21 protein-coding genes are annotated in these 19,036 nt (G+C 68.7%); 16 read left to right on the plus strand and 5 right to left on the minus strand.

Annotation, left to right across the window (positions count from 1 at the left end; translation table 11 throughout):
* The first annotated feature begins 29 nt into the window (after positions 1–29).
* From AB4Z48_RS06975 to AB4Z48_RS06985, 3 genes are all read left to right on the plus strand, one after another.
* Positions 30–890, plus strand: a complete 861-nt coding sequence (locus AB4Z48_RS06975; RefSeq protein ID WP_441613167.1) for a PhzF family phenazine biosynthesis protein — start codon at positions 30–32, stop codon at positions 888–890.
* Positions 891–1,012: 122 nt separating this feature from the next.
* Positions 1,013–1,630, plus strand: a complete 618-nt coding sequence (locus AB4Z48_RS06980) for a pyridoxamine 5'-phosphate oxidase family protein (protein ID WP_441613168.1) — start codon at positions 1,013–1,015, stop codon at positions 1,628–1,630.
* 23 nt (positions 1,631–1,653) lie between these two features.
* Positions 1,654–2,271 carry an FMN-binding negative transcriptional regulator gene (locus AB4Z48_RS06985; RefSeq protein WP_441613169.1) on the plus strand — a complete coding sequence of 206 codons (618 nt, stop codon included), beginning with the start codon at positions 1,654–1,656 and terminating at the stop codon, positions 2,269–2,271.
* A 55-nt stretch (positions 2,272–2,326) separates the two neighbouring features.
* On the opposite strand, the gene AB4Z48_RS06990 is transcribed toward AB4Z48_RS06985, so the two are convergent.
* Positions 2,327–3,766: a CoA transferase gene (locus tag AB4Z48_RS06990; protein ID WP_441613170.1), complete on the minus strand. Its 1,440-nt coding sequence runs from the start codon at positions 3,764–3,766 to the stop codon at positions 2,327–2,329.
* A gap of 225 nt (positions 3,767–3,991) precedes the next feature.
* On the opposite strand from AB4Z48_RS06990, the gene AB4Z48_RS06995 reads away from it, so the two are divergent.
* The 7 genes from AB4Z48_RS06995 to AB4Z48_RS07025 all read left to right on the plus strand — a co-directional run bounded on the left by AB4Z48_RS06995 (position 3,992) and on the right by AB4Z48_RS07025 (position 8,758).
* Complete coding sequence (locus AB4Z48_RS06995) at positions 3,992–5,767, plus strand: glutamine--tRNA ligase/YqeY domain fusion protein (protein ID WP_441613171.1); 1,776 nt, start codon at positions 3,992–3,994, stop codon at positions 5,765–5,767.
* 2 nt (positions 5,768–5,769) lie between these two features.
* Positions 5,770–5,988: an RNA-binding S4 domain-containing protein gene (locus AB4Z48_RS07000; protein ID WP_441613323.1), complete on the plus strand. Its 219-nt coding sequence runs from the start codon at positions 5,770–5,772 to the stop codon at positions 5,986–5,988.
* A 103-nt stretch (positions 5,989–6,091) separates the two neighbouring features.
* On the plus strand, positions 6,092–6,475 hold the full coding sequence (locus AB4Z48_RS07005; RefSeq protein WP_441613172.1) for an MAPEG family protein: 384 nt from the start codon (positions 6,092–6,094) through the stop codon (positions 6,473–6,475).
* Between the two features lie 12 nt (positions 6,476–6,487).
* Complete coding sequence (locus AB4Z48_RS07010; protein WP_441613173.1) at positions 6,488–7,090, plus strand: YceI family protein; 603 nt, start codon at positions 6,488–6,490, stop codon at positions 7,088–7,090.
* 176 nt (positions 7,091–7,266) lie between these two features.
* Positions 7,267–7,578, plus strand: coding sequence for a hypothetical protein (locus AB4Z48_RS07015; RefSeq protein ID WP_441613175.1), 312 nt, complete (start codon positions 7,267–7,269; stop codon positions 7,576–7,578).
* A 174-nt stretch (positions 7,579–7,752) separates the two neighbouring features.
* Positions 7,753–8,301, plus strand: coding sequence for a YaeQ family protein (locus AB4Z48_RS07020; RefSeq protein WP_441613176.1), 549 nt, complete (start codon positions 7,753–7,755; stop codon positions 8,299–8,301).
* A gap of 109 nt (positions 8,302–8,410) precedes the next feature.
* Complete coding sequence (locus AB4Z48_RS07025) at positions 8,411–8,758, plus strand: FKBP-type peptidyl-prolyl cis-trans isomerase (RefSeq protein WP_020204589.1); 348 nt, start codon at positions 8,411–8,413, stop codon at positions 8,756–8,758.
* A 76-nt stretch (positions 8,759–8,834) separates the two neighbouring features.
* Here the strand turns inward: AB4Z48_RS07025 and AB4Z48_RS07030 are convergent, their stop codons facing one another.
* Positions 8,835–9,155, minus strand: coding sequence for a hypothetical protein (locus AB4Z48_RS07030; RefSeq protein WP_441613177.1), 321 nt, complete (start codon positions 9,153–9,155; stop codon positions 8,835–8,837).
* A gap of 208 nt (positions 9,156–9,363) precedes the next feature.
* Here AB4Z48_RS07030 and AB4Z48_RS07035 point away from each other — a divergent pair, with 208 nt between their 5' ends.
* Positions 9,364–10,068: a gamma-glutamylcyclotransferase gene (locus AB4Z48_RS07035; protein WP_441613178.1), complete on the plus strand. Its 705-nt coding sequence runs from the start codon at positions 9,364–9,366 to the stop codon at positions 10,066–10,068.
* A gap of 16 nt (positions 10,069–10,084) precedes the next feature.
* Positions 10,085–10,894: an ankyrin repeat domain-containing protein gene (locus tag AB4Z48_RS07040; RefSeq protein ID WP_441613179.1), complete on the plus strand. Its 810-nt coding sequence runs from the start codon at positions 10,085–10,087 to the stop codon at positions 10,892–10,894.
* Positions 10,895–10,936: 42 nt separating this feature from the next.
* Here the strand turns inward: AB4Z48_RS07040 and AB4Z48_RS07045 are convergent, their stop codons facing one another.
* Positions 10,937–12,634 (minus strand): long-chain fatty acid--CoA ligase, encoded by a 1,698-nt coding sequence (locus tag AB4Z48_RS07045; protein ID WP_441613180.1) that lies wholly within the window; start codon positions 12,632–12,634, stop codon positions 10,937–10,939.
* A 207-nt stretch (positions 12,635–12,841) separates the two neighbouring features.
* Here AB4Z48_RS07045 and trxA point away from each other — a divergent pair, with 207 nt between their 5' ends.
* Positions 12,842–13,687 (plus strand): thioredoxin, encoded by an 846-nt coding sequence (gene trxA / locus AB4Z48_RS07050; RefSeq protein ID WP_441613181.1) that lies wholly within the window; start codon positions 12,842–12,844, stop codon positions 13,685–13,687.
* A 38-nt stretch (positions 13,688–13,725) separates the two neighbouring features.
* The gene (locus AB4Z48_RS07055) at positions 13,726–14,109 is read left to right on the plus strand and encodes a cupin domain-containing protein (RefSeq protein WP_441613182.1); all 384 of its coding nucleotides are present in this window, start codon (positions 13,726–13,728) and stop codon (positions 14,107–14,109) included.
* Positions 14,110–14,124: 15 nt separating this feature from the next.
* Here the strand turns inward: AB4Z48_RS07055 and AB4Z48_RS07060 are convergent, their stop codons facing one another.
* The gene (locus tag AB4Z48_RS07060) at positions 14,125–14,589 is read right to left on the minus strand and encodes a bacteriohemerythrin (protein WP_441613183.1); all 465 of its coding nucleotides are present in this window, start codon (positions 14,587–14,589) and stop codon (positions 14,125–14,127) included.
* Positions 14,590–14,759: 170 nt separating this feature from the next.
* Between AB4Z48_RS07060 and AB4Z48_RS07065 the strand changes: the two genes are divergently transcribed.
* Positions 14,760–15,338 (plus strand): AAA family ATPase, encoded by a 579-nt coding sequence (locus AB4Z48_RS07065; RefSeq protein ID WP_441613184.1) that lies wholly within the window; start codon positions 14,760–14,762, stop codon positions 15,336–15,338.
* An 18-nt stretch (positions 15,339–15,356) separates the two neighbouring features.
* On the opposite strand, the gene tcdA is transcribed toward AB4Z48_RS07065, so the two are convergent.
* Positions 15,357–16,250 carry a tRNA cyclic N6-threonylcarbamoyladenosine(37) synthase TcdA gene (tcdA, locus tag AB4Z48_RS07070; protein WP_441613185.1) on the minus strand — a complete coding sequence of 298 codons (894 nt, stop codon included), beginning with the start codon at positions 16,248–16,250 and terminating at the stop codon, positions 15,357–15,359.
* A gap of 249 nt (positions 16,251–16,499) precedes the next feature.
* Between tcdA and AB4Z48_RS07075 the strand changes: the two genes are divergently transcribed.
* A complete protein-coding gene (locus AB4Z48_RS07075) occupies positions 16,500–18,785 on the plus strand; it encodes an AsmA family protein (protein ID WP_441613186.1) in 2,286 nt (761 codons plus the stop codon).
* The last annotated feature ends 251 nt before the right edge of the window (positions 18,786–19,036 follow it).

Here is a 19,036-nt window from a genome sequence, read left to right on the forward strand (position 1 = left end):
CATGGCCCGGCGCATTCCCCGGGAACAGCATGACCACCTACGCCTACCGCCTGCTCAACGTGTTCGCCGAATCGACCTTCGGCGGCAATCCGCTATGCGTGTTCGAAGACGCGCGCGGGCTCGACGACGCCACCATGCAAGCGCTGGCGCTGCAGTTCAACCTGTCGGAAACCACCTTCATCCTGCCGTCGGAGCGGGCTGCCGCCCAGGTGCGCATCTTCACCACCGGCTACGAGATGCGCTTCGCCGGCCATCCCACGCTCGGCACCGCCCACGTGGTGCGCGAACTGGCCGCCGCCGGCGATGCCTTCTCGCTCGAATTCAAGGCGGGAGTGGTGCCGGTCACCGCGCAGGGCGACATCTGGACCTTCACCGCGCCGCACGCGGGCGCGCCGCGTACCGCGCCGGCCGGCCTGCCGGACGCGCAGATGGCTGGCCTGCTCGGCCTGACCGCAGCGGACCTGCTGGCGCCGCCGATGTGGGTCGATACCGGCGCCGACCAGTTGCTGGTGCCGCTGCGCAGCGTGGACGCCGTGCGCCGCGCCCAGCCCGACGGCAGCCGGCTCGAAGCATGGCCGCAGAGCAGCCTGGGCCGCAAGACCGCTTATGTGTTCGCCTTCGATCCCGCGCAGCCCGGCCAGGTCGAGGCGCGCTACTTCTTCACCAAGCAGGGCGGCGGCGTGGCGGAGGACCCGGGCACCGGCTCGGCCTGCGCCAACCTGGGCGGCTGGATCGTCGCCAGCGGCCGCGACCTGCCCGCCACCTGCCGCATTGCCCAGGGCGAGGCCGTGGGCCGTCCGTGCGCGCTGCACCTGGAGGTCACGGCCGACAAGGCCATCCGCGTGGGCGGGCGCGTGATCGAGCTGGGCCGCGGCACAGTCACGCTGTAGCGCCGGGCACGCGGCGCGATTGCGGTACAGTGAGGCACTGTCCCGCAATCGTCCCGCAGCGTCTCGGGAAACCAAAAGAAACAAGCGTAGCGATGCCCCGGCCGCCGCGCATGCTCCTCGCCATGAACCCATACGCCATCACCACGCTGGCCGAGCTGGAAGCGCGCTACGCCGACGCCGCCGAAGCTTCGCTCGCCAAGGAAGTCAGCTACCTGCACCCGCTCTACCGCGCCTTCATCGAAGCCGCCCCGCTATGCCTGCTCTCTACCGTTGGCAGCAGGCATGCCGAATGCTCGCCGCGCGGCGACGCGCCCGGCTTCGTGCAGGTGCTGGACGAACGCACCCTGTTGCTGCCCGACCGCCGCGGCAACAACCGCATCGACAGCCTGCGCAATATCGTGGCCGATCCGCGCGTGGGACTATTGTTCGTCATTCCCGGCGTCAACGAGACCATTCGCGTGGCGGGCACCGCCACCATCTCGGTGGACCCCGCGCTCATCGCGCGCTGCGTGGTCGATGGCAAGGCGCCGGCGACGGTGCTGGTGATCGCGATCGAATCGGTGTTCTTCCAGTGCGCCCGCGCGCTGGTGCGCTCGAAACTGTGGGCCCCGCAAAGCCAGGTGGCGCGCGCCAGCCTGCCGAGCAACGGCACCATCCTCGCCACCCTGAGCCACCACACCATCGACGGCACCGCCTACGACGAGACCCAGCCCGCACGGCTGCAACAAACCCTGTATTGATCCCGCCCGATCACCACGCGCCCATGTACACGCCATCCCACTTTGCCAGCACCGAAGCCGACGCCATCGACGACGTCTTGCGCGGCTACCCGTTTGCCACCCTGGTCGGCAACGATGCCGACGGCATCCCGTTCGCCACCCACTTGCCGGTGGTTGCCGAACGCGCCGGCGACAGCTGGCAGGTCGAAGGCCATATGGCGCGCGCCAACCCGCACTGGCGCTGGCTCGAACAGAACCCGCGCGCGCTGCTGGTGTTCCAGGGGCCGCACGGCTACGTATCGCCCGCGTTGTACGAGCAGAAACTGTCGGTGCCGACCTGGAACTACGTCGCCGTGCACGTCTACGCGGACATCGCCACCATCCATGACGCCACGGAGAAGGACGCACTGCTCAAGCGCCTCATTGCCCGCAACGAGCCCGCTTACGCCGCGCAGTGGCGCGCGCTGCCGGAAGACTTCCAGCAGAAGATGCTGGGCGCGATCGTGGGCCTGCGCATCGTGCCGACACGCATCGAAGCCAAGTTCAAGCTGAGCCAGAACCGCCCTGCCGCGGACCGCGAACGCATCCTCGCCGCCCAGCAGGAAGGCAGCCCCCTCGAACGCGACATGGCGCAATGGATGGCGCGCATGACTGGCGCATGACTGGCGCATGACCGGCGCCTGACCCCGGCCGGGCAAGCCCGGGAACGCGCGCCACTCAGGCGCGCGGCAGCCACTCCGGCGCGTGCGAACCCAGCGGCACTGACGGCAGCGCCCAGCGCGCGGGCGTCTCGGACAGACGCCCGGCATGCGATACCACGGTCAGCTCGCCAAACCCCGATGGCAGGGTCTCGAGCAGGTCCGCCACATCCGCGTATTGCTGGTCCGGCTGGCGCAGTCCGCCATCGACACGGCCCAGGCTGCGCAGCCACTGCCCGGTCTGCGCCAGCGACACGCGCACATGCCAGCTGCCGCCCTCGGTGGCGCGGCGGTAAAGCCCGGCCATGGCTCCCAGTGCCAGCAGGTAGCCCGCCGCGTGGTCCAGCACCTGCGCCGGCAAGGGCCGCGGCTCTTCGCTGCCGGCCGCCAGTGCCTCGGCATGGTTGAAACCGGTGGCGGCCTGCACCAGCGAATCGAAGCCACGCTTGCCTGCCCACGGCCCCACATGCCCGTAGGCGCTCAAGCTCACATAGACGATGCCGGGGCGCGCCCGCGCCGCCGCTTCCGGCCCCACCCCCAGTTCGGCCAGGCCCTGCGGACGGTAGCCCTGGATCAATACATCGGCGCCATGCAGCAGCTTGTGCAGGGCCCGCTTGTCGTCGGGGTCGCGCAGATCGAGCTGGCAGGAACGCTTGCCGCGCCCGGTATCGATCACCAGCGGCGCGATGAAAGGCAGGTGGGCAGCCGTGACGAGCAGCACGTCGGCACCATGGGCGGCCAGGGTGCGCCCCGCCACCGGCCCGGYGATGATGCGCGTGAAGTCGAGCACGCGCACGCCGGAAAGCGGACGCGCGCCGGCGCCCGGCAGCGCCGGCAAAGGCTGCGGCGGCGCGTCGCCGATACGCTCGAGCGTCAGCGGCGGCAGGCCGCGCAGGGCCTGCGCCTGCGGATGCCGGTCCCATTCGTCGAAGCCGCGCAAGGCGGCCACCACCAGGCCCGCTTCCGAGGCGGCGGTCTCGAAGGCCTCGGGCTCCCATTTGCGCAGGGCGGCGTCCACCGCGGCGGGATCGGGGCCGCAGCCGAGCAGGCGCAGCACGCCGTCCCGGTGGTGCGGGAAATTGGCGTGCAGGCGTACCCAGCCGCCGTCGCCGCAGCGGCAGAGGCGCGTCAGGGGGTCGCGGAATTCCGGCGCAGGCGCGCCGTCCACCCGCAGGTAGCGTTCACTGCGGAACTCGGCCAGCGCATGGCGCATATCGACGGCAACCTGCTGGCGACCGCCGCCGCGCAATTCCCACAGGGCCGCCGCGGCAAGCGCCGCGCTGCCCAGGCTGGCCTGCGCGGCCGTGCCCACGGCAAAGGACGAGGGCAGGCCGGGATCGGCGCCGCCGAGCCGCGCGTGGCCTGGCGCGGCGGCAGGCAGCCCGGCGGCCTGCCAGAGCCCGGCCAGGGCTTCGTGCGGGGTCGGGCGGGCGGCTGGAGTGACGGTCGAGGCAGGCATGGCGAATGGACTCCGGGAAGCGGATGCGTTGACTCCATGCTAGGACGCGCCAGCCGTTTTGGCGTCTTTTCAGGCCGGCGCGGCGAGTTTGCACGACGCCGGGCGCAGGCACGGTAAAATCACGCGATCCGGCATTCCGCCATGCAATCGAGCAGCGCGGCAGGCTGCGCGCCGCATTCCGGTGCGCAGCCTGCGCCTGCTGACGTAACCGCCTCCGGCGCAACCATGAGCCACGACCCCAAAGCCAACGACAGCACCCCCGCCGCATCCAATTTCCTGCGCAGCATCATCGACCAGGATCTCAACGCCGGTACCTATGCCGGCCGCCAGGATACGCAGGGCCAGGCGTTGCCCACCGTCATCACCCGCTTCCCGCCGGAACCCAATGGTTACCTGCATATCGGCCACGCCAAGAGCATCTGCGTGAACTTCGGCCTGGCGCGCGACTACGCCGGCCGCTGCCACCTGCGCTTCGACGACACCAACCCGGTCAAGGAAGACACCGAATACGTCGATTCCATCATCGACTCGGTGCACTGGCTCGGCTTCAGCTGGGACACCACGGACAAGGACGGCGCCCGCCAGCCGCACCTGTACTACGCCAGCGACTACTTCGACCAGCTCTACGCCTTCGCCGAAAAGCTGATAGAGCGCGGCGTGGCCTACGTGGACAGCCAGAGCGCCGAGCAGATCGCCGCCAACCGCGGCGACTTCTCGCGCCCGGGCACGCCTTCGCCGTTCCGCGATCGCAGCGTGGCGGAGAACCTGCAGATGTTCCGCGACATGCGCGACGACAAGTACGCCGACGGCGAGCACGTGCTGCGCGCCAAGATCGACATGAACGCGCCCAATATCGTGATGCGCGACCCGGTGATCTACCGTATCCGCCATGCCCATCACCACCGCACGGGCGACAAGTGGTGCATCTACCCGATGTACGACTTCACGCATTGCATCTCGGACGCGATCGAGAACATCACCCACTCGCTGTGCACGCTGGAGTTCGAGAACAACCGCCCGCTGTACGACTGGGTGCTCGCCCAGTTGCGCGATTGCGGCGTGTTCAGCGAGCCGCTGCCGCACCAGTACGAGTTCGCGCGCCTGAACCTGACCTACGCCATCACCAGCAAGCGCCGCCTGCTGCAACTGGTCAACGAGAACCGCGTGGAAGGCTGGGACGACCCGCGCATGCCGACCATCGTGGGCATGCGCCGGCGCGGCTTCACCCCGGAATCGATACAGTTGTTCTGCGAACGCATCGGCGTGGCCAAGTCCGATAGCTGGATCGACATGAGCACGCTCGAAGGCGCCGTGCGCGACGACCTCGACGCGCGCGCCGCGCGCAGCGTGGGCGTGCTGGACCCGGTCAAGCTGATCCTCGACAACTACCCCGAAGGCCAGAGCGAGGAATGCTCGGCCCCGGTGCACCCGAAGAAGCCCGAACTGGGCCGCCGCGTGTTCCCGCTGTCGCGCGAATTGTGGATCGAGCGCGACGACTTCAGCGAAGCGCCCCCCAAGGGCTACTTCCGCCTGTTCGCGCCGAAGGACGGCAACCCCGGCAGCAAGGTGCGCCTGCGCTACGGCTACGTGATCGAATGCACGGGCGTGGACCGCGACGCGGACGGCAAGGTGATCGCCGTGCACGCCAGCTACCTGCCGGACACCAAGAGCGGCACGCCGGGCGCGGACAGCGTCAAGGTCAAGGGCAACATCCACTGGGTCAGCGCGCCGCATGCGTCCGAGGCCGAGGTGCGCCTGTACGACCGCCTGTTCAACGACCCCAACCCGGACGCCGGCGGCAAGAATTTCCTCGACGCGCTGAACCCGGACTCCAGGAAAGTGGTCACAGCCTATCTGGAGCCGGGCCTGGAGCAGGCTGCCGCCGACGACCGCTTCCAGTTCGAGCGCCATGGCTACTTCGTGGCCGACCGTGTCGATTCGAAGCCGGGCAAGCCGGTCTTCAACCGTATCGTCGGCCTCAAGGACAGCTGGGGCAAATGACCATGCAGACCATCACCTTTTCGCTCGAAGGCGAGCATATCGCCCTCAACGACCTCCTCAAGGTGGCTGGCGTCTGCGACAGCGGCGGCGCCGGCAAGGCCCTGGTGGCGGCCGGTGAAGTCTCGGTCGACGGCGCGGTGGAATCGCGCAAGACCGCCAAGATCCGCGCTGGCCAGGTGGTCAGCGTGGCAGGCGTGAAGATCCGCGTGGTGGCCGCTTGAGGCTGGCCGCGCTGGCAGCGCGCCCGGGCGCCGCGACGGCAACCGGGTGCGATTTCCGCGAACGGGCAGGCCGGCAGGCAGATACGGAAACAGGGAAACAGCGATGCCGATAGCGTTCTGGTGTGTACTGCTGGCAGGCATCCTGCCCGTCGTGACGGTGGCCATCGCCAAGGCCGGCGGCGCCGGCTTCGACAACCACGACCCGCGCGGCTGGCTGGAAGGGCAGGCCGGACGCGCGCGCCGTGCCGACATGGCGCACCGCAATCACTTCGAAGCCTTTCCCTTCTTTGCCGCGGCCGTGCTGTCGGCAAGCTTCCTGCATGCGCCGGCGGCGCGCATCGACGAACTGGCGCTGGTCTTCATCGCCGCGCGCATTTTCTACACCGTGTGCTACCTGGCGGACCGCCCCACCTTGCGCACCCTGTGCTGGACCGTGGGCTTCCTGTCGGTGATCGGCATGTTCCTGCTGCCCGTGTTCGTCCACTAGAGCCCTGCCGCCATGCGCAAGACGCCGGTCCTGGTACGCACGCTGTGGCTGCTGGCCGCGGCGTTGCCCTGCGCGGCGCAGGGCGCCCCCGCCGACTATGCGGTGGACCCCACGCACACGGCGGTCTACTTTGCCGCCAGCCACTTCGAGCGCACCTCCGTGCGCGGGCGCTTCGGCAAGATCGATGGCCGCATCCGCTATGACGAGGCCACCGGCAGCGGCGGCATCGATTTCACGGCGGATGCCGATACGGTCGACACCGGCAACCGCACGCTCGACGGCGTCCTGCGTTCGGCACAGTTCCTCGATGCGCAGGCCTTCCCGGTCGTGCGGCTGCGCGCCGACCGTTTCATACGCGAAGGCGAGCGGCTGGTCGCGGTGGAAGGCGAACTGACGCTGCACGGCGTCACCCGGCCGCTGCGACTGGAGGCCGAGCGCTTCAGTTGCGGCGAGATCTCGCTGTTCGGCATCAAGCGCCACGTGTGCGGCGGCGACTTCCGGGCGGTGCTGTCGCGCAGCGCGTTCGGCATGACGCGCTTCCTGCCCGATGTGGGCGACACCGTGACGCTCACCCTCTCCGTCGAAGCCACGCCGGACAAGCCGGCGGGCGAGTGACAGCCGCGCCACCCGGCCGGCGTCCTTCCTCATGGCGGCGCTCGCGCTGCCGCCACATGTTGCCCAGCAGGCGCCTGACCGGCGATTTTCTTCTGTAGAATCAGCGGTTTGCATATTTTGGCCGGCCCCGTTTCCTTTGGCTTCCCGGCCGCCGCCTGACACGGGACGACAACAGGATGACGATGATTCACATCGGGGATGTAGTGGCGGCTTCGCTGGCCGCGGCGGGCGCCTGCCTGATCTGCAGCATTCCCTTGGGCTTCCTGCGCCGCTTCCCGGCGTGGGCGCTGCAAACGTACGGCCGCCGGGCCCTGATGGTGCCGGCGCTGAGCTTGCCGGTGGCGAGCTGGCTGGCCGGGCTGGCCATGTTCGGGCAGGTCGACAGTGCGGCCGGCCACGCCATGGTGGTCGCGGCGGCCTTCCTGTGCCTGGTGCTGGGCTCGGCGCTGCTGCGGTTCTACCTGAGCGAGTACCGCAAGGCGCGCTGAGCGTATCGCCGCGCCCGCATCCGCGGGCTGACGCCGGGGCGCCCGGGCGATGCCGCCCGCCGCCCTGCGTGGCGCAGCCGCGAGCGCGCCGCCGGATTCACGTATCATGCGGCCTTTCGCATCTCGCCGACGCCATGTGCGGCGGCGCTTCACAGCGGTTCACAGCGTTTCCCAATGGCTCTCAAATCCACCATCTACAAGGCCGAGCTTTCCGTGTCCGACATGGACCGGCCCTACTACGGCAGCCACGCCCTGACCATCGCCAAGCACCCGTCGGAGAACGACGCGCGCATGATGGTGCGGCTGCTGGCCTTTGCCTGCGAGGCCAGCGAATCGCTCACCTTCACCCGCGGCCTGGACGAGCCCGACGAGCCGGACCTGTGGGAAAAGACCCTGACCGACGAGATCGCGCACTGGATCGAGCTGGGCCAGCCCGACGAATCCCGCCTCAAGCGCGCCTCCGCGCGCGCCGGGCGCGTGACCGTGTTCACCTACAATGGTGCGAGCGCGCGCGAATGGTGGAAGGGCATGTCCGGCAAGGTCGGCAAGCTGCGCAACGTGACCATCTACAATGTGCCGGCCGATGCGGTCGATGCCCTGGCCGCGCTGGCCCAGCGCGCCATGCGCTTGTCGGTGACGATCCAGGACAGCGAGATCTGGGTCAGCGACGACGACCACAACGTGCGCATCACGCTCGACATCCTGCAGCGCGCCGCGGGCTGACCCCCGGCGCCGCCGCGGTTGCGCAGTACCCGTTTGCCCGGAACGGCCAGCCATGCGCTGGCCGTTCCGGTACCGTGACCCTCCCTGATACAGCATAAGGAAGCCAATCATGAACACCACTCCCTCCGGCCTGCAATACGAAGACACCGTCACCGGCGAAGGCGCCGAAGCCACCGCGGGCAAGCATGTCACGGTGCACTACACCGGCTGGCTTTACGACAACGGCCAGGCTGGCCGCAAGTTTGATTCGAGCAAGGACCGCAACGACCCGTTCGTGTTCCCGCTGGGTGCAGGCCACGTCATTCGCGGCTGGGACGAGGGCGTCCAGGGCATGAAGGTGGGCGGGACTCGCCGCCTGGTGATCCCGGCCGAGCTGGGCTACGGCGCGCGCGGCGCGGGCGGCGTGATCCCGCCGAACGCCACGCTGCTGTTCGAAGTGGAACTGCTGGCAGTCTGAGCCTCCGGGTCGCGGACCCGGCCATGCAAGAAGGGACGCCCGCGGGCGTCCCTTTTGCCTTCTGGCGCCCCCGGCGTCAGAAACTGATCGCGGCGTTGCCGACGTCGACCCGCACCTTGTCGCGGTCCAGCAGCCGCGCGGCGTGGCGCGCATAGTCCTGGGCCCACGCGGCATCGCCGGCAAAGCGCTGCTCGCCCGAGAACTTGGCCACGTTCAGGATCTTGTCGATCACCAGCACCTTGCCCACCGGACTCGAAGCCTGGCAATCGAGTTCGGCGTATTCGCGGTCGAACCAGCGCCAGCCGGCCTCTTCGCTGACGGCCGCCAGTTCGGCGTCGCCAATGGTGAAACCGAATTCCTTGCCGGTGCCGAAGGCCACCGTGAGCGTGCGCGCCATAGCCTGATCTCCTGGTTGATGCGGTATTGTAAGGACATGTCTGCCGCCGCCGCCACCTCGTACGGTCAACTCGGCGCGATTTTCGCTGCGCCTGCCATACCGGCAACCGTTGTCTGCCGCACACACAGGGACAGTCGTTTCAGAGATTTCTGCTTGCCATGTGGTTTCGGTGCCGCCTGAAACGCAGCTTTGGATTATGCTTGCAAGCATGGCCATCACCCGACAAGATCTCGAAACGGATCGGCTTCGTGCTTCTCTTTGCAGCACGCCGGTGGCTTCCTCCCTACTCCCGGAAGAAGCGTTCGAAGGCTCCCTGCGCGCCACGCTGGACCAGCGGCCGGACACACCAGGGCTGGCCGGCGATGTCTGGGTGTTCGGCTACGGCTCCCTGATCTGGAACCCCATGGTGGTGCACACGGCGCGTCAGCTGGCCACCGTGCATGGCTACCACCGCGGCTTCTACCTGTATTCGCGCATCAACCGCGGCACCTGGGACGATCCCGGCCTGGTGCTGGCCCTGGACCGCGGTGGTTGCTGCCACGGCATGGTGTTCCGCATCCCCCACGACATGATCGAGCAGGAATTCCGCCTGCTGTGGCGCCGCGAGATGCTCACCGGCGCCTACCATCCGCGCTGGCTCAAGGTGAAGCTGGCCGGCAGCAAGCCGCAGCCGGCGCTGGCCTTCGTCATGAACCGTACCCACGAAGCCTATGCCGGGCGCCTGCCCGACGAGCGGGTGGTGGCGTGCCTGCGCCACGCCTGCGGCCTCTATGGCCCGGCGCGCGAATACCTGCAGCAGACCTTGCTCGGCCTCGCCACGAACGGGGTCGACGATCCTTACCTGGGCCGCCTGTGGCGCCAGCTCCAGGACACCGACGCCGCCTGCGAGCGCGCCACCAGCGAAGCCGCCTGACCCGGAAAGCAGCCTGATGCCACGCCCTGCCGCCCGCTCCCGCCGAATGGTACTCGCCGAAGTGCTGGGGCTGACCGGGCTGCTGATGGGCGGGGCGCTGCTGGCCAGCCCGGGCGGTTCGAGCCTGGCGGCCCGCCCGGGCGGAAGCAGCCCGGCCCAGACCTCGCCGCGCCCGCACGGGCAGGGCGCCACCGCCGCCACCGGCGCTACCAGTGCCCACGAAAACGTTGGCGCCCTCGACCGCAACCTGATCGCTGCCGCCACGCAAGGCGATCTCGAGCTGGTCAAGCGCCTGCTGGCGGCCGGCGCTTCCGCCCAGGCCACCGACGAACGCGGCCGCGGCGCCTTGCTGGTAGCCGTGTACAGCCGCCACACCGAGGTGGCCAAGACGCTGGTGGCGGCCGGCGCCGACGTCAACCGCAAGGACATCGACTCAAACAGCCCCTTCCTGCTGGCCGCGTCCACGGGGCAGCTCGAAGTGGTGCAACTGGCGATTACGCACGGAGCAGACCTCAACAGCACGGACATCAGCAACAGCACGGCGCTGATCGTCGCCTGCGCGCATGGCAATACCGAGGTGGTGAAGGTGCTGCTGAAGGCGGGCGTGGCGGTCGACCACGTCAACCGGCAGGGCTGGACCGCCCTGCTGGAGACCATCGTCATGGGCGACGGCAGCGCGCGCTACGAGGATACGGTGCAGTTGCTGCTCGATGCCGGCGCGGACGCCAACCTGGCGGACCGCGACGGTACCAGCCCGACGCGGCACGCGCGCGAACGCAGCTACAAGACCATGGTGAAGATGCTGATGCGCGCGCGCGGGCACTAAGCCCGGCGCACGGCGCGCCGGGCGCTGTCAGGCAGCAGCCGGTTAGGCGCTGCGCGCGTTCTCGCTTTCCTGCAGCTGGCGCCACATCACCTTGCCGGTGCCCGATTTGGGCAGCGCATCGACGAACTCCACCACGCGCGGATACTTGTAGGCCGCCATGTTTTCCTTGGCCCACTCGATGATGTCCTCGGGCGTGGTCTTGCCCTTGGCATCGGCCTTGAGCACGACCACCGCCTTCACGGTTTCGCCGCGGTACGGGTCGCGCGAGCCGATGATGCAGGCCTCCTGCACGGCCGGATGCTTGTAGAGCAGGTTCTCCACCTCGGCCGGCCACACCTTGAAGCCGGACGCGTTGATCATGCGCTTGAGGCGGTCGGTCAGGAAGTAATAGCCCTCCTCGTCCATGCGGCCCAGGTCGCCGGTGCGGAAGAAGGTCTTGCCGTCGAACTCGATGAAGGCGTCACGCGTGGCGTCCGGCTTGCCCCAGTAGCCCTTGAACACCTGCGGGCCGCACACGATGATCTCGCCGACTTCATTGGGCGGCAGCTCGGCCAGCGTGACCGGGTCGATCACGCGCGCGTCGGTATTCAGGGTGGGCACGCCCAGGCATTGCAGCTTGGGGCGGTCGACCGGGTTGCTGTGGGTCGGCGCCATCGTTTCCGACAGGCCATAGCCCTCGACATAGTTCAGGCCGAACTGCTGCTGCAGGCGCTCCGCCACTGCCTGCGGCATGGCCGCGCCACCGCCGCCGATGTAGCGCAGGCTCGACAGGTCGAACTGGGCCAGGTTCGGGCTGCCGAGGAAGTCGATCACCATGGTCGGGATATTGGTCCAGTGGGTGACCTGGTAGCGCGAGATCAGGCGGCCGGCGACTTCGCGGTCCCAGCGCGGCAGCATCACCACCGTGGCGCCGCTGTAGATCGGGCCGTTCATGCCGTATTGCATGCCGGTGACGTGGAACATCGGCAGTACCGACAGGATCGTCGATTCCGCGCCGCTGCCGCTCCAGATGCCGCCGCCGATCACGTTGTGCATGACCGAGCGGTGGGTGTGGATGCAGCCCTTGGGGAAACCGGTGGTGCCCGAGGTGTAGGGCATCACTGCCACGTCGTCGGGACCGGCGGTATGTTCGGACGGCACCAGTTTCAGGGCGAGCGCCTCGGCCCACGGCGTGGCGCCGGCCGGCAGCGGATGCTGGGCGGTGAGCCAGGCGGCGGGCGCATCTTCCGGGTGTTCGTAGCTGGCAGGCAGCGCGTCGCTGTATTGCGTGACCAGCATATGCTGCAGGCGCTGCCCGGCCGGCAGCTCGGCGTTGGCCTGTTCGGCACCGGCCGCCAGGTCGGCGCTGCAGATCGCCACGCGGGCCTGGGCGTCGCTGATGTAGTGCTTGAATTCCTCGGTGCGGTTCATCGGGTTGACCGGCACCACCACGGCGTCGGCGCGCAGGATGGCGTAGTAGCCGACGATGAACTGGGGGCAGTTCTGCATATAGAGCAGCACCCGGTCGCCCTTCTTCACGCCCGCCTTCTGCTGCAGCCAGCCGGCCATGGCGCTGGCCTGCGCCTCGAGCTGGCTGAAGCTGATGGCGTTGCCGAAATAGCGGATGGCCGCCTTGTCGGCATAGCGGTGCGCGGACACCACCAGGTTGTACCAGAGCGAGGTTTCCGGCAGCACGATCTCGGTGGGTACCCGCTTGGGCCAGAACTTGAAATGCGGGCGCGCGGACTGGTGGGTTGGCATAAATGTCTCCTATGCGGTCTGCTGGACCTGATCTTGAAATGCGAATCAAGCAATATAACCGAACGACCGTTCTATTTTCAATCCATCGCTTACCCTTGTCTACCCGTCGCCCGGCCGGGCGTGGTTGCAAACGGCGCCGTCCGCCCCAATCTAGCTTAGGTCTGCCCCCCGGCACGCGCCGGGCCCACCTTCTACCGAGAGCAAGCCATGAGCGACGTAACCCTGCAGAATTTCGAGGCCGACGTGATCGAGACGTCGCATCACATCCCGGTGCTGGTGGATTTCTGGGCGCCCTGGTGCGGTCCGTGCAAGACGCTGGGCCCGATGCTGGAAAAGCTGGAAGCCGAGGCCGGCGGCAAGTGGCGGCTGGCCAAGGTGAATGTCGACGAGAACCAGGACCTGGCGGGGCACTTCGGCGTGCGCAGCATCCCGCACGTGGTTGCGTTCGCGGACGGCCAGGCGGTAGACCAGTTCACCGGCGTGCTGCCGGAGTCCGGCCTGCGCGAGTTCCTGGCCCGCGTGATGCCCAATCCTGGCCAGACCGCCTTGCGCGCGGCGCGCGATGCCATCGGCGCCGGTGATCATGAAGCCGCCCGGGAGGCTTTCCAGGCCGCGCTGGCTTTCGATCCCGGCTTCGACGCGGCCCGGCTCGAATACATCGGCTTCCTGCTCGACATGGACGCGCTGGACCAGGCCGAGTCCGAGTTCGGCATGCTGTCGCCCAGCGCACCCCAGGCGGAAGGCTTCGCCGCGCTGCGTACTCGCCTCGAGGCCATGCGCGGCGTGTCCGAACTGCCCGACACCGCCACGCTGACGGCGCGCATCGCCGCGGCGCCCGGCGACCTGCGTTCGCGCCTGGACCTCGCCCGCGCGCTCATCGCGCACCGGCAATACGAGGCCGCGCTGGAGCAATTGCTGGCGATCGTGCGGGCCGACCGCAGCTTCGAGGAAGATGTCGGGCGCGTCACCATGATCTCGGTATTCGACCTGATGAGCGACCAGCCCGAGGCGGTTTCGCGCTGGCGCCGGCAGCTGGCTTCCGCGCTGAATTAAACTGGCGGGCCTGTCATACCTTCTTGCCCGCTGCTGCCGTGACCGCTTCCCTGCCCCGCCTGGCCGATTTCCGCACCGACCCGACTCCCAGCCACGACCGTCCGCGCCCGGACCGGCTGGTGTCGGGCAATCCCGAGCGCACCACGTGGACGCACTACAGCGCCGGCCGGGGCGACTTCGACTGCGGGGTGTGGGCGTGCGAGCCGGGTGCGTGGCGCATTGCCTTCCCGGCAGGCAAGGAAGAGTTCTTCCAGATCATCAGCGGACGCATCCGCATCAGCGACGATGCCGGCAACGCCCGCGAATTCGGGCCCGGCGATGCGTGCGTGATCCCGGCGGGCTTTACCGGGCTGTTCGAGGTGATTGAAGCCGTGCGCAAGCACTTCGTCGTGCTCGACCGCGCGGCCGCCGGCGCAGGCTGAAGCCCGCCAGCGTATTCAGGCAGCCTGCCCGGCAGGTGCCTCGATCAGGCTGAAGCCGTTTTCGCGCATGTGGCTGACCATCATCGCGTCCATCGACTTCACATGCTGGTCGAACCAGCCGGGCAGCTCCGACACCAGCCGCCGGCCCAGCGCCACGTCGCCTTCCGCGACCTTGGCCCGCACCGCGTCGGCCACCGCCAGCACTTGCTGGTGCTCGCCGCGATGACAGTGCTGCGGGCCGAAGGCCATGGCTTCCATCCACGCTTCTTCCTGGCCGAAATGATGACGCGAGTGGTCGATCCACTCGTCCAGCGCGGCCAGGAAGCCGGTGTCTTCGGCACGCGCGGCGGCGTCCAGCAATTGCACGAACTCTTCATGGGTGGCGTCGGTCACCGGCTCGCCGAGCAACAACTCGGGCGCGAGGGTGGCGCGGCTCGGCGCGAGGGCATCCGCAATGGCATCCGTAGGGGAATCGGTCATGTCTGGGGAGAAGAAAGTGGGCAGGCTCGCCGGCATGCATGGCGCCGGGTGCCGGCATAAGGCCAGAGGATACCGAATCCGCGGTTCGCCGGCCTGATCCAGGACAAGACGGCGCGCGGGTTATGCTGGAGCCTGGCTTTCCATCGCGCCAGGCCCAGGCCTGCCCCCATATGCCCCGACTGCTCTTCTTCTGCGGCCACGCCGGCACCGGCAAGACCACCCTGGCCCACCGCCTGATCGGCCCGCTCATGCAGGCCACCGGCGAACCGTTCTGCCTGCTCGACAAGGACACCCTGTACGGCGGCTACAGCGCCGCGGCGATGGGCGCGCTGACCGGCGACCCGAACGACCGCGACAGCCCCACCTACCTCAAGCACCTGCGCGATGCCGAGTACCACGGCCTGCTCGACACCGCGCGCGAGAATCTTGCGCTGGGCATCAGCGTGATCGTGGTGGGCCCGCTTTCGCGCGAGGTACGCGACCATCTGCTGCACGACCCGGCGTGGCTGCGCGTGCCGCCCGGCACCGAGGTACGCACCCTGTGGGTGCACCTGCCGGAAGACGAAGCCCATGCCCGCATCATCCGGCGCGGCAACCCCAACGATGCCTACAAGCTGACGCACTGGGACGACTACCGCGCCCGGCGCTTCATGCCGGCACCGCAGGCGCATCCCGAACTGAGCTACTTCGACAACTCCGCCCCGGACGAAGCCGACCTGGCCGCGTTGCTGGCCGAGCTGGCGGCCTAGCTCCCGCGCCCCGGCGCTTCACTCCGGCGCCGTCAGCGCCCCCAGCACGCTGGCGGCCGCCACCATGCCGAACACGGCGGTCACCGCCACCGAGGAACCGAAGCCGGCGCAGGCCAGCCCCTGCGGGCCGGCGGGCGGTGCTGCCGGCACGGCCGCGGCCGGAGCCTCATCGATCTCGCAGGCCTGCTGCTCGGGTTCGGGATAGCGCAGCGGTTCGTCCGAGTACACTGCGTCGATGCCGAACTTCCGCTTGGGGTTGCGCGGCCAGCCCCAGTCCTTGCGCAGGCTGGAGCGCACCTTGGCCAGCAGCGGGTCCTGGACGGTGCGCGAGAAGTCGACGACGCGGATGCGGGTCGGATCGAGCTGGCCGCCGGCGCCGCCGCAGGTGATGATGCGCCGGCCTTCGCGCCGCGCCCAGCCCAGCATGGCGATCTTGACCTTGACCGAGTCGATCGCGTCGATGATGTAGTCGTGCCCGCCAAGCAGCTCCGCCACGTTGTCGACGGTGACGAAATCGTCCACCTCGGTCACGCGGCAGCGCGGGTTGATCTGCACCATGCGCTCGGCCATGGCCTGGACCTTGGCGCGGCCGTAGTCGTCGCCCAGCGCGTGGATCTGGCGGTTGGTATTGGACAGCGCGATATGGTCGAGGTCGATCAGCGTGACGCGGCCCACGGCATTGCGCGCCAGCGCCTCTGCCGCCCAGCTGCCCACGCCGCCGATGCCGACCACGCAAACGCTCGCCGCCTCCAGGCGCGCCAGGCCGTCGGCGCCGTACAGGCGCGCCACGCCGCCGAAGCGGCGGTGGTAGTCGTCGTCGGCCGGGCTCTCGTGCGTCAGCGCCGGCGGCAGTTGCGCCAGTGCCGGGGAGGTGGACGTTTCCGGGGCTGTTTCCGGGACGAGATTGCTCATATCTTGGCTCGAGACTTGCTGGTAAGAGAGAAAAGAGGCTGCCGTGGAAGCACGGCAAGGCACGCGGCAACCACGCGAAAGCCACGCGAGAAGCAAAATGCCCGTCACATCACACTGTCAGCCAAGCGCCGACAGGAGAACGGGGCGCGCAACTATACAATACCTACAGCAGTGGTTCGACCGCCGCCTCGCCCCCCAAGACGCAATACATGCGCTGCGCGCGGTCCGCCCGACCAGGATACCGACCCCATGTCCCTGCGCCGCAAGGCAGTTATCTGGAGTGTACTGACACCGCTGGTGTTGATCGCCGTGCTGTTCGTGGTCATTCTGACCTTCGACTGGAACCGCCTCAAGCCGTGGCTCAACCAGCGCGTGTCCGAGGCGATCGGCCGGCCCTTTGCCGTCAACGGCGACCTGACCCTGACCTGGCGCCGGGCGGAAGGCGAGACCGGCTGGCACACCTGGGTGCCCTGGCCCCGCCTGTCCGCCACCGACATCACCGTCGGCAACCCCGGCTGGGCGCGCGAGCCCAACTTCGCCACCGTGCGCGAGCTGATCTTCGTGGTGCGTCCGCTGCCGCTGCTCAGGCACCAGATCTCGGTTCCCACCATCGTCGTCGACAGCCCCGCCGTGTGGCTGGAGCGCCTGGCGGACCAGCGCAACAACTGGACGTTCGACATGGCGTCGAGCAAGAAGCCTTCGGAATGGAAGCTCGATATCGGCGAAATGGCGCTGGCGCGGGGCGACCTGACCCTGTCCGACAAGGCCATGAAAATCGAGATGCAGGCCCGCCTGGACACCATAGGCGACAGCCCGCTCTACGACAGGGCCCGCGACGGCGCGCTGATCAATCCCGCGGCCTCGGGCACGCCGGGGAGCGCCAGCGCAACGGTCCCCGCCCCCGGCCAGCCCGGCACCGGCAGCCAGCGCTATGGCGTGCGCTGGAAGGCCACCGGGCGCTACAACGACGCCACCATCAACGCCACCGGCAAGGCCGGCACGGTGCTCAGCCTGCGCGACACCAACATGCCCTTCCCGGTACAGGCCGACGCGCGTGTCGGCAATACGCGCGCGGTGGTGGAGGGCACGCTGACCAACCCCGCCCACCTTGGCGCGCTCGACGTCCACCTGCAGCTGTCGGGCGACAACATGGCCAAGCTCTATGCCCTGACCGGCATCGTGCTGCCCAGCACGCCGCCATACGAAACACGCGGCCGGCTCGTCGCCACGCTGAAAAAAGGCAGCTCGGTGTACCGCTACGACAAGTTCAGCGGACGCGTCGGCGGCAGCGACCTGAACGGCACGCTTACCTACACGCAGCGCCAGCCACGCCCCCTGCTGTCGGGCGAGCTCGAATCCGGCCAGTTGCGCTTCGAAGACCTCGCACCGCTGATCGGCGCCGACGCCAAGCCCGGGCAAGCTGCTTCCGGCAGCGGCGTGAAGCAGCCCGCCGACAAAGCCCTGCCGGTGGCGCCATTCCGCACCGAACGCTGGGACAGCATCGACGCCGACGTGAAGTTCACCGGCAAGCGCATCATCCGCACCAGCGACCTGCCGATCACCGACCTCGTCACCCATCTCAAGCTCGACGACGGCGTGCTGACCCTGGACCCGCTCGACTTTGGCGTGGCGGGGGGCAACCTGGTGTCCTCGCTGCAACTCAACGGCAAGCGCGAACCCCTGGCCGCCATCATCAACATGAAGGCGCGCCACCTCAAGCTCAAGGAGTTGTTCCCCAAGCTCGAATCGATGCGCGCCAGCATCGGCGAGCTCAACGGCAGCGCCAGGCTGAGCGCGACCGGCAACTCGGTGGCCACGCTGCTGGGCAGCGCCAACGGCGAAGCCAAGCTGCTGGTGGAGAACGGCACGGTGAGCAAGTTCGTCCTGGAGGCGATGGGGCTGAACGTGGGCAGCGTGGTGATCTCGAAGCTGTTCGGCGACAAGCCGGTGCAGATCAATTGCGGCGTCAGCGATTTCAGTTTCACCAACGGCGTGGCGCGCGCGCGTACCTTCGTGCTCGATACGCAGGATGCCGTGATCGATACCAGCGGCGCCGTCGACCTGGCCAGCGAGCGGCTGGCGCTGACCGTCCGGCCCGACTCGAAGGGCCTGCGCATCTTCTCGCTGCGCTCGCCGCTCTATGTGGGCGGCACGCTGAAAAAACCATCGGTCAGCCCGGACGTGGGCGTGCTGGCCCTGCGCGCCGGGGGCGTGGTGGCGCTCGCGCTGGTGGCGCCTATCGGCGCCGCCGTGCTGCCCCTGATCGACCTTTCCACCAGCGAGAACTCGCAGTGCGGCAAGCTGCTGGCCGAGATCCGCAAGCGTCCGATCGCCCCGCCTCCCGGCAAGACCTACCGCGATCCGGCCACCGGCGCCACCGGCCAGGCTGCCGGACCCGCGCCGTCGCCGGACAGCGGGGCCGAAGCCAGGACGCCGGCCGCCGCCGCGGCCGCGGCGAGTGCCAGGCCCGCGCAAGTGCGCCCCGCCGCGCCTGCGCGCCCGGCTCCCGATGCCTCGCTGCACCAGGGCGGCTGAGCCAACCCCGCGGCTGTTGCCCACCCGCGACACATCCCCGCCAGACGAGGCACTTTCGCAACACTTTCGCGCTCTCCGCGCAGACAGTCGTTGTACATCGGCCACGCCGCTCGCATAATTAAACGGCCATTTACAACGAAGTTTCCAATAGATGGCGCAATACGGATGTCCGCGAGCGATCGTGGCCTCCTTCCCTGGGTGCGGTTTCGGCCGCACTTGTTTTTCCTCCGGTTTCCTACCCGCCCCCGCCC

The sequence above is a fragment of the Cupriavidus sp. 2TAF22 genome, from assembly GCF_052115045.1.
Taxonomy (GTDB): Bacteria; Pseudomonadota; Gammaproteobacteria; order Burkholderiales; family Burkholderiaceae; genus Cupriavidus.

What these genes read in the sequence shown, in the direction of transcription:
- AB4Z48_RS07045 (WP_441613180.1), bottom strand. Translation starts at nt 12,634, where the DNA reads ATGCCAACCCACCAGTCCGCGCGCCCGCATTTCAAGTTCTGGCCCAAG.
- AB4Z48_RS06980 (WP_441613168.1), top strand. Translation starts at nt 1,013, where the DNA reads ATGAACCCATACGCCATCACCACGCTGGCCGAGCTGGAAGCGCGCTAC.
- AB4Z48_RS07015 (WP_441613175.1), top strand. Translation starts at nt 7,267, where the DNA reads ATGACGATGATTCACATCGGGGATGTAGTGGCGGCTTCGCTGGCCGCG.
- AB4Z48_RS07035 (WP_441613178.1), top strand. Translation starts at nt 9,364, where the DNA reads ATGGCCATCACCCGACAAGATCTCGAAACGGATCGGCTTCGTGCTTCT.
- AB4Z48_RS07010 (WP_441613173.1), top strand. Translation starts at nt 6,488, where the DNA reads ATGCGCAAGACGCCGGTCCTGGTACGCACGCTGTGGCTGCTGGCCGCG.
- tcdA (WP_441613185.1), bottom strand. Translation starts at nt 16,250, where the DNA reads ATGAGCAATCTCGTCCCGGAAACAGCCCCGGAAACGTCCACCTCCCCG.
- trxA (WP_441613181.1), top strand. Translation starts at nt 12,842, where the DNA reads ATGAGCGACGTAACCCTGCAGAATTTCGAGGCCGACGTGATCGAGACG.
- AB4Z48_RS06985 (WP_441613169.1), top strand. Translation starts at nt 1,654, where the DNA reads ATGTACACGCCATCCCACTTTGCCAGCACCGAAGCCGACGCCATCGAC.
- AB4Z48_RS07040 (WP_441613179.1), top strand. Translation starts at nt 10,085, where the DNA reads ATGCCACGCCCTGCCGCCCGCTCCCGCCGAATGGTACTCGCCGAAGTG.
- AB4Z48_RS07000 (WP_441613323.1), top strand. Translation starts at nt 5,770, where the DNA reads ATGCAGACCATCACCTTTTCGCTCGAAGGCGAGCATATCGCCCTCAAC.
- AB4Z48_RS07060 (WP_441613183.1), bottom strand. Translation starts at nt 14,589, where the DNA reads ATGACCGATTCCCCTACGGATGCCATTGCGGATGCCCTCGCGCCGAGC.
- AB4Z48_RS07075 (WP_441613186.1), top strand. Translation starts at nt 16,500, where the DNA reads ATGTCCCTGCGCCGCAAGGCAGTTATCTGGAGTGTACTGACACCGCTG.
- AB4Z48_RS06995 (WP_441613171.1), top strand. Translation starts at nt 3,992, where the DNA reads ATGAGCCACGACCCCAAAGCCAACGACAGCACCCCCGCCGCATCCAAT.
- AB4Z48_RS07065 (WP_441613184.1), top strand. Translation starts at nt 14,760, where the DNA reads ATGCCCCGACTGCTCTTCTTCTGCGGCCACGCCGGCACCGGCAAGACC.
- AB4Z48_RS07005 (WP_441613172.1), top strand. Translation starts at nt 6,092, where the DNA reads ATGCCGATAGCGTTCTGGTGTGTACTGCTGGCAGGCATCCTGCCCGTC.
- AB4Z48_RS07025 (WP_020204589.1), top strand. Translation starts at nt 8,411, where the DNA reads ATGAACACCACTCCCTCCGGCCTGCAATACGAAGACACCGTCACCGGC.
- AB4Z48_RS06975 (WP_441613167.1), top strand. Translation starts at nt 30, where the DNA reads ATGACCACCTACGCCTACCGCCTGCTCAACGTGTTCGCCGAATCGACC.
- AB4Z48_RS07020 (WP_441613176.1), top strand. Translation starts at nt 7,753, where the DNA reads ATGGCTCTCAAATCCACCATCTACAAGGCCGAGCTTTCCGTGTCCGAC.
- AB4Z48_RS07030 (WP_441613177.1), bottom strand. Translation starts at nt 9,155, where the DNA reads ATGGCGCGCACGCTCACGGTGGCCTTCGGCACCGGCAAGGAATTCGGT.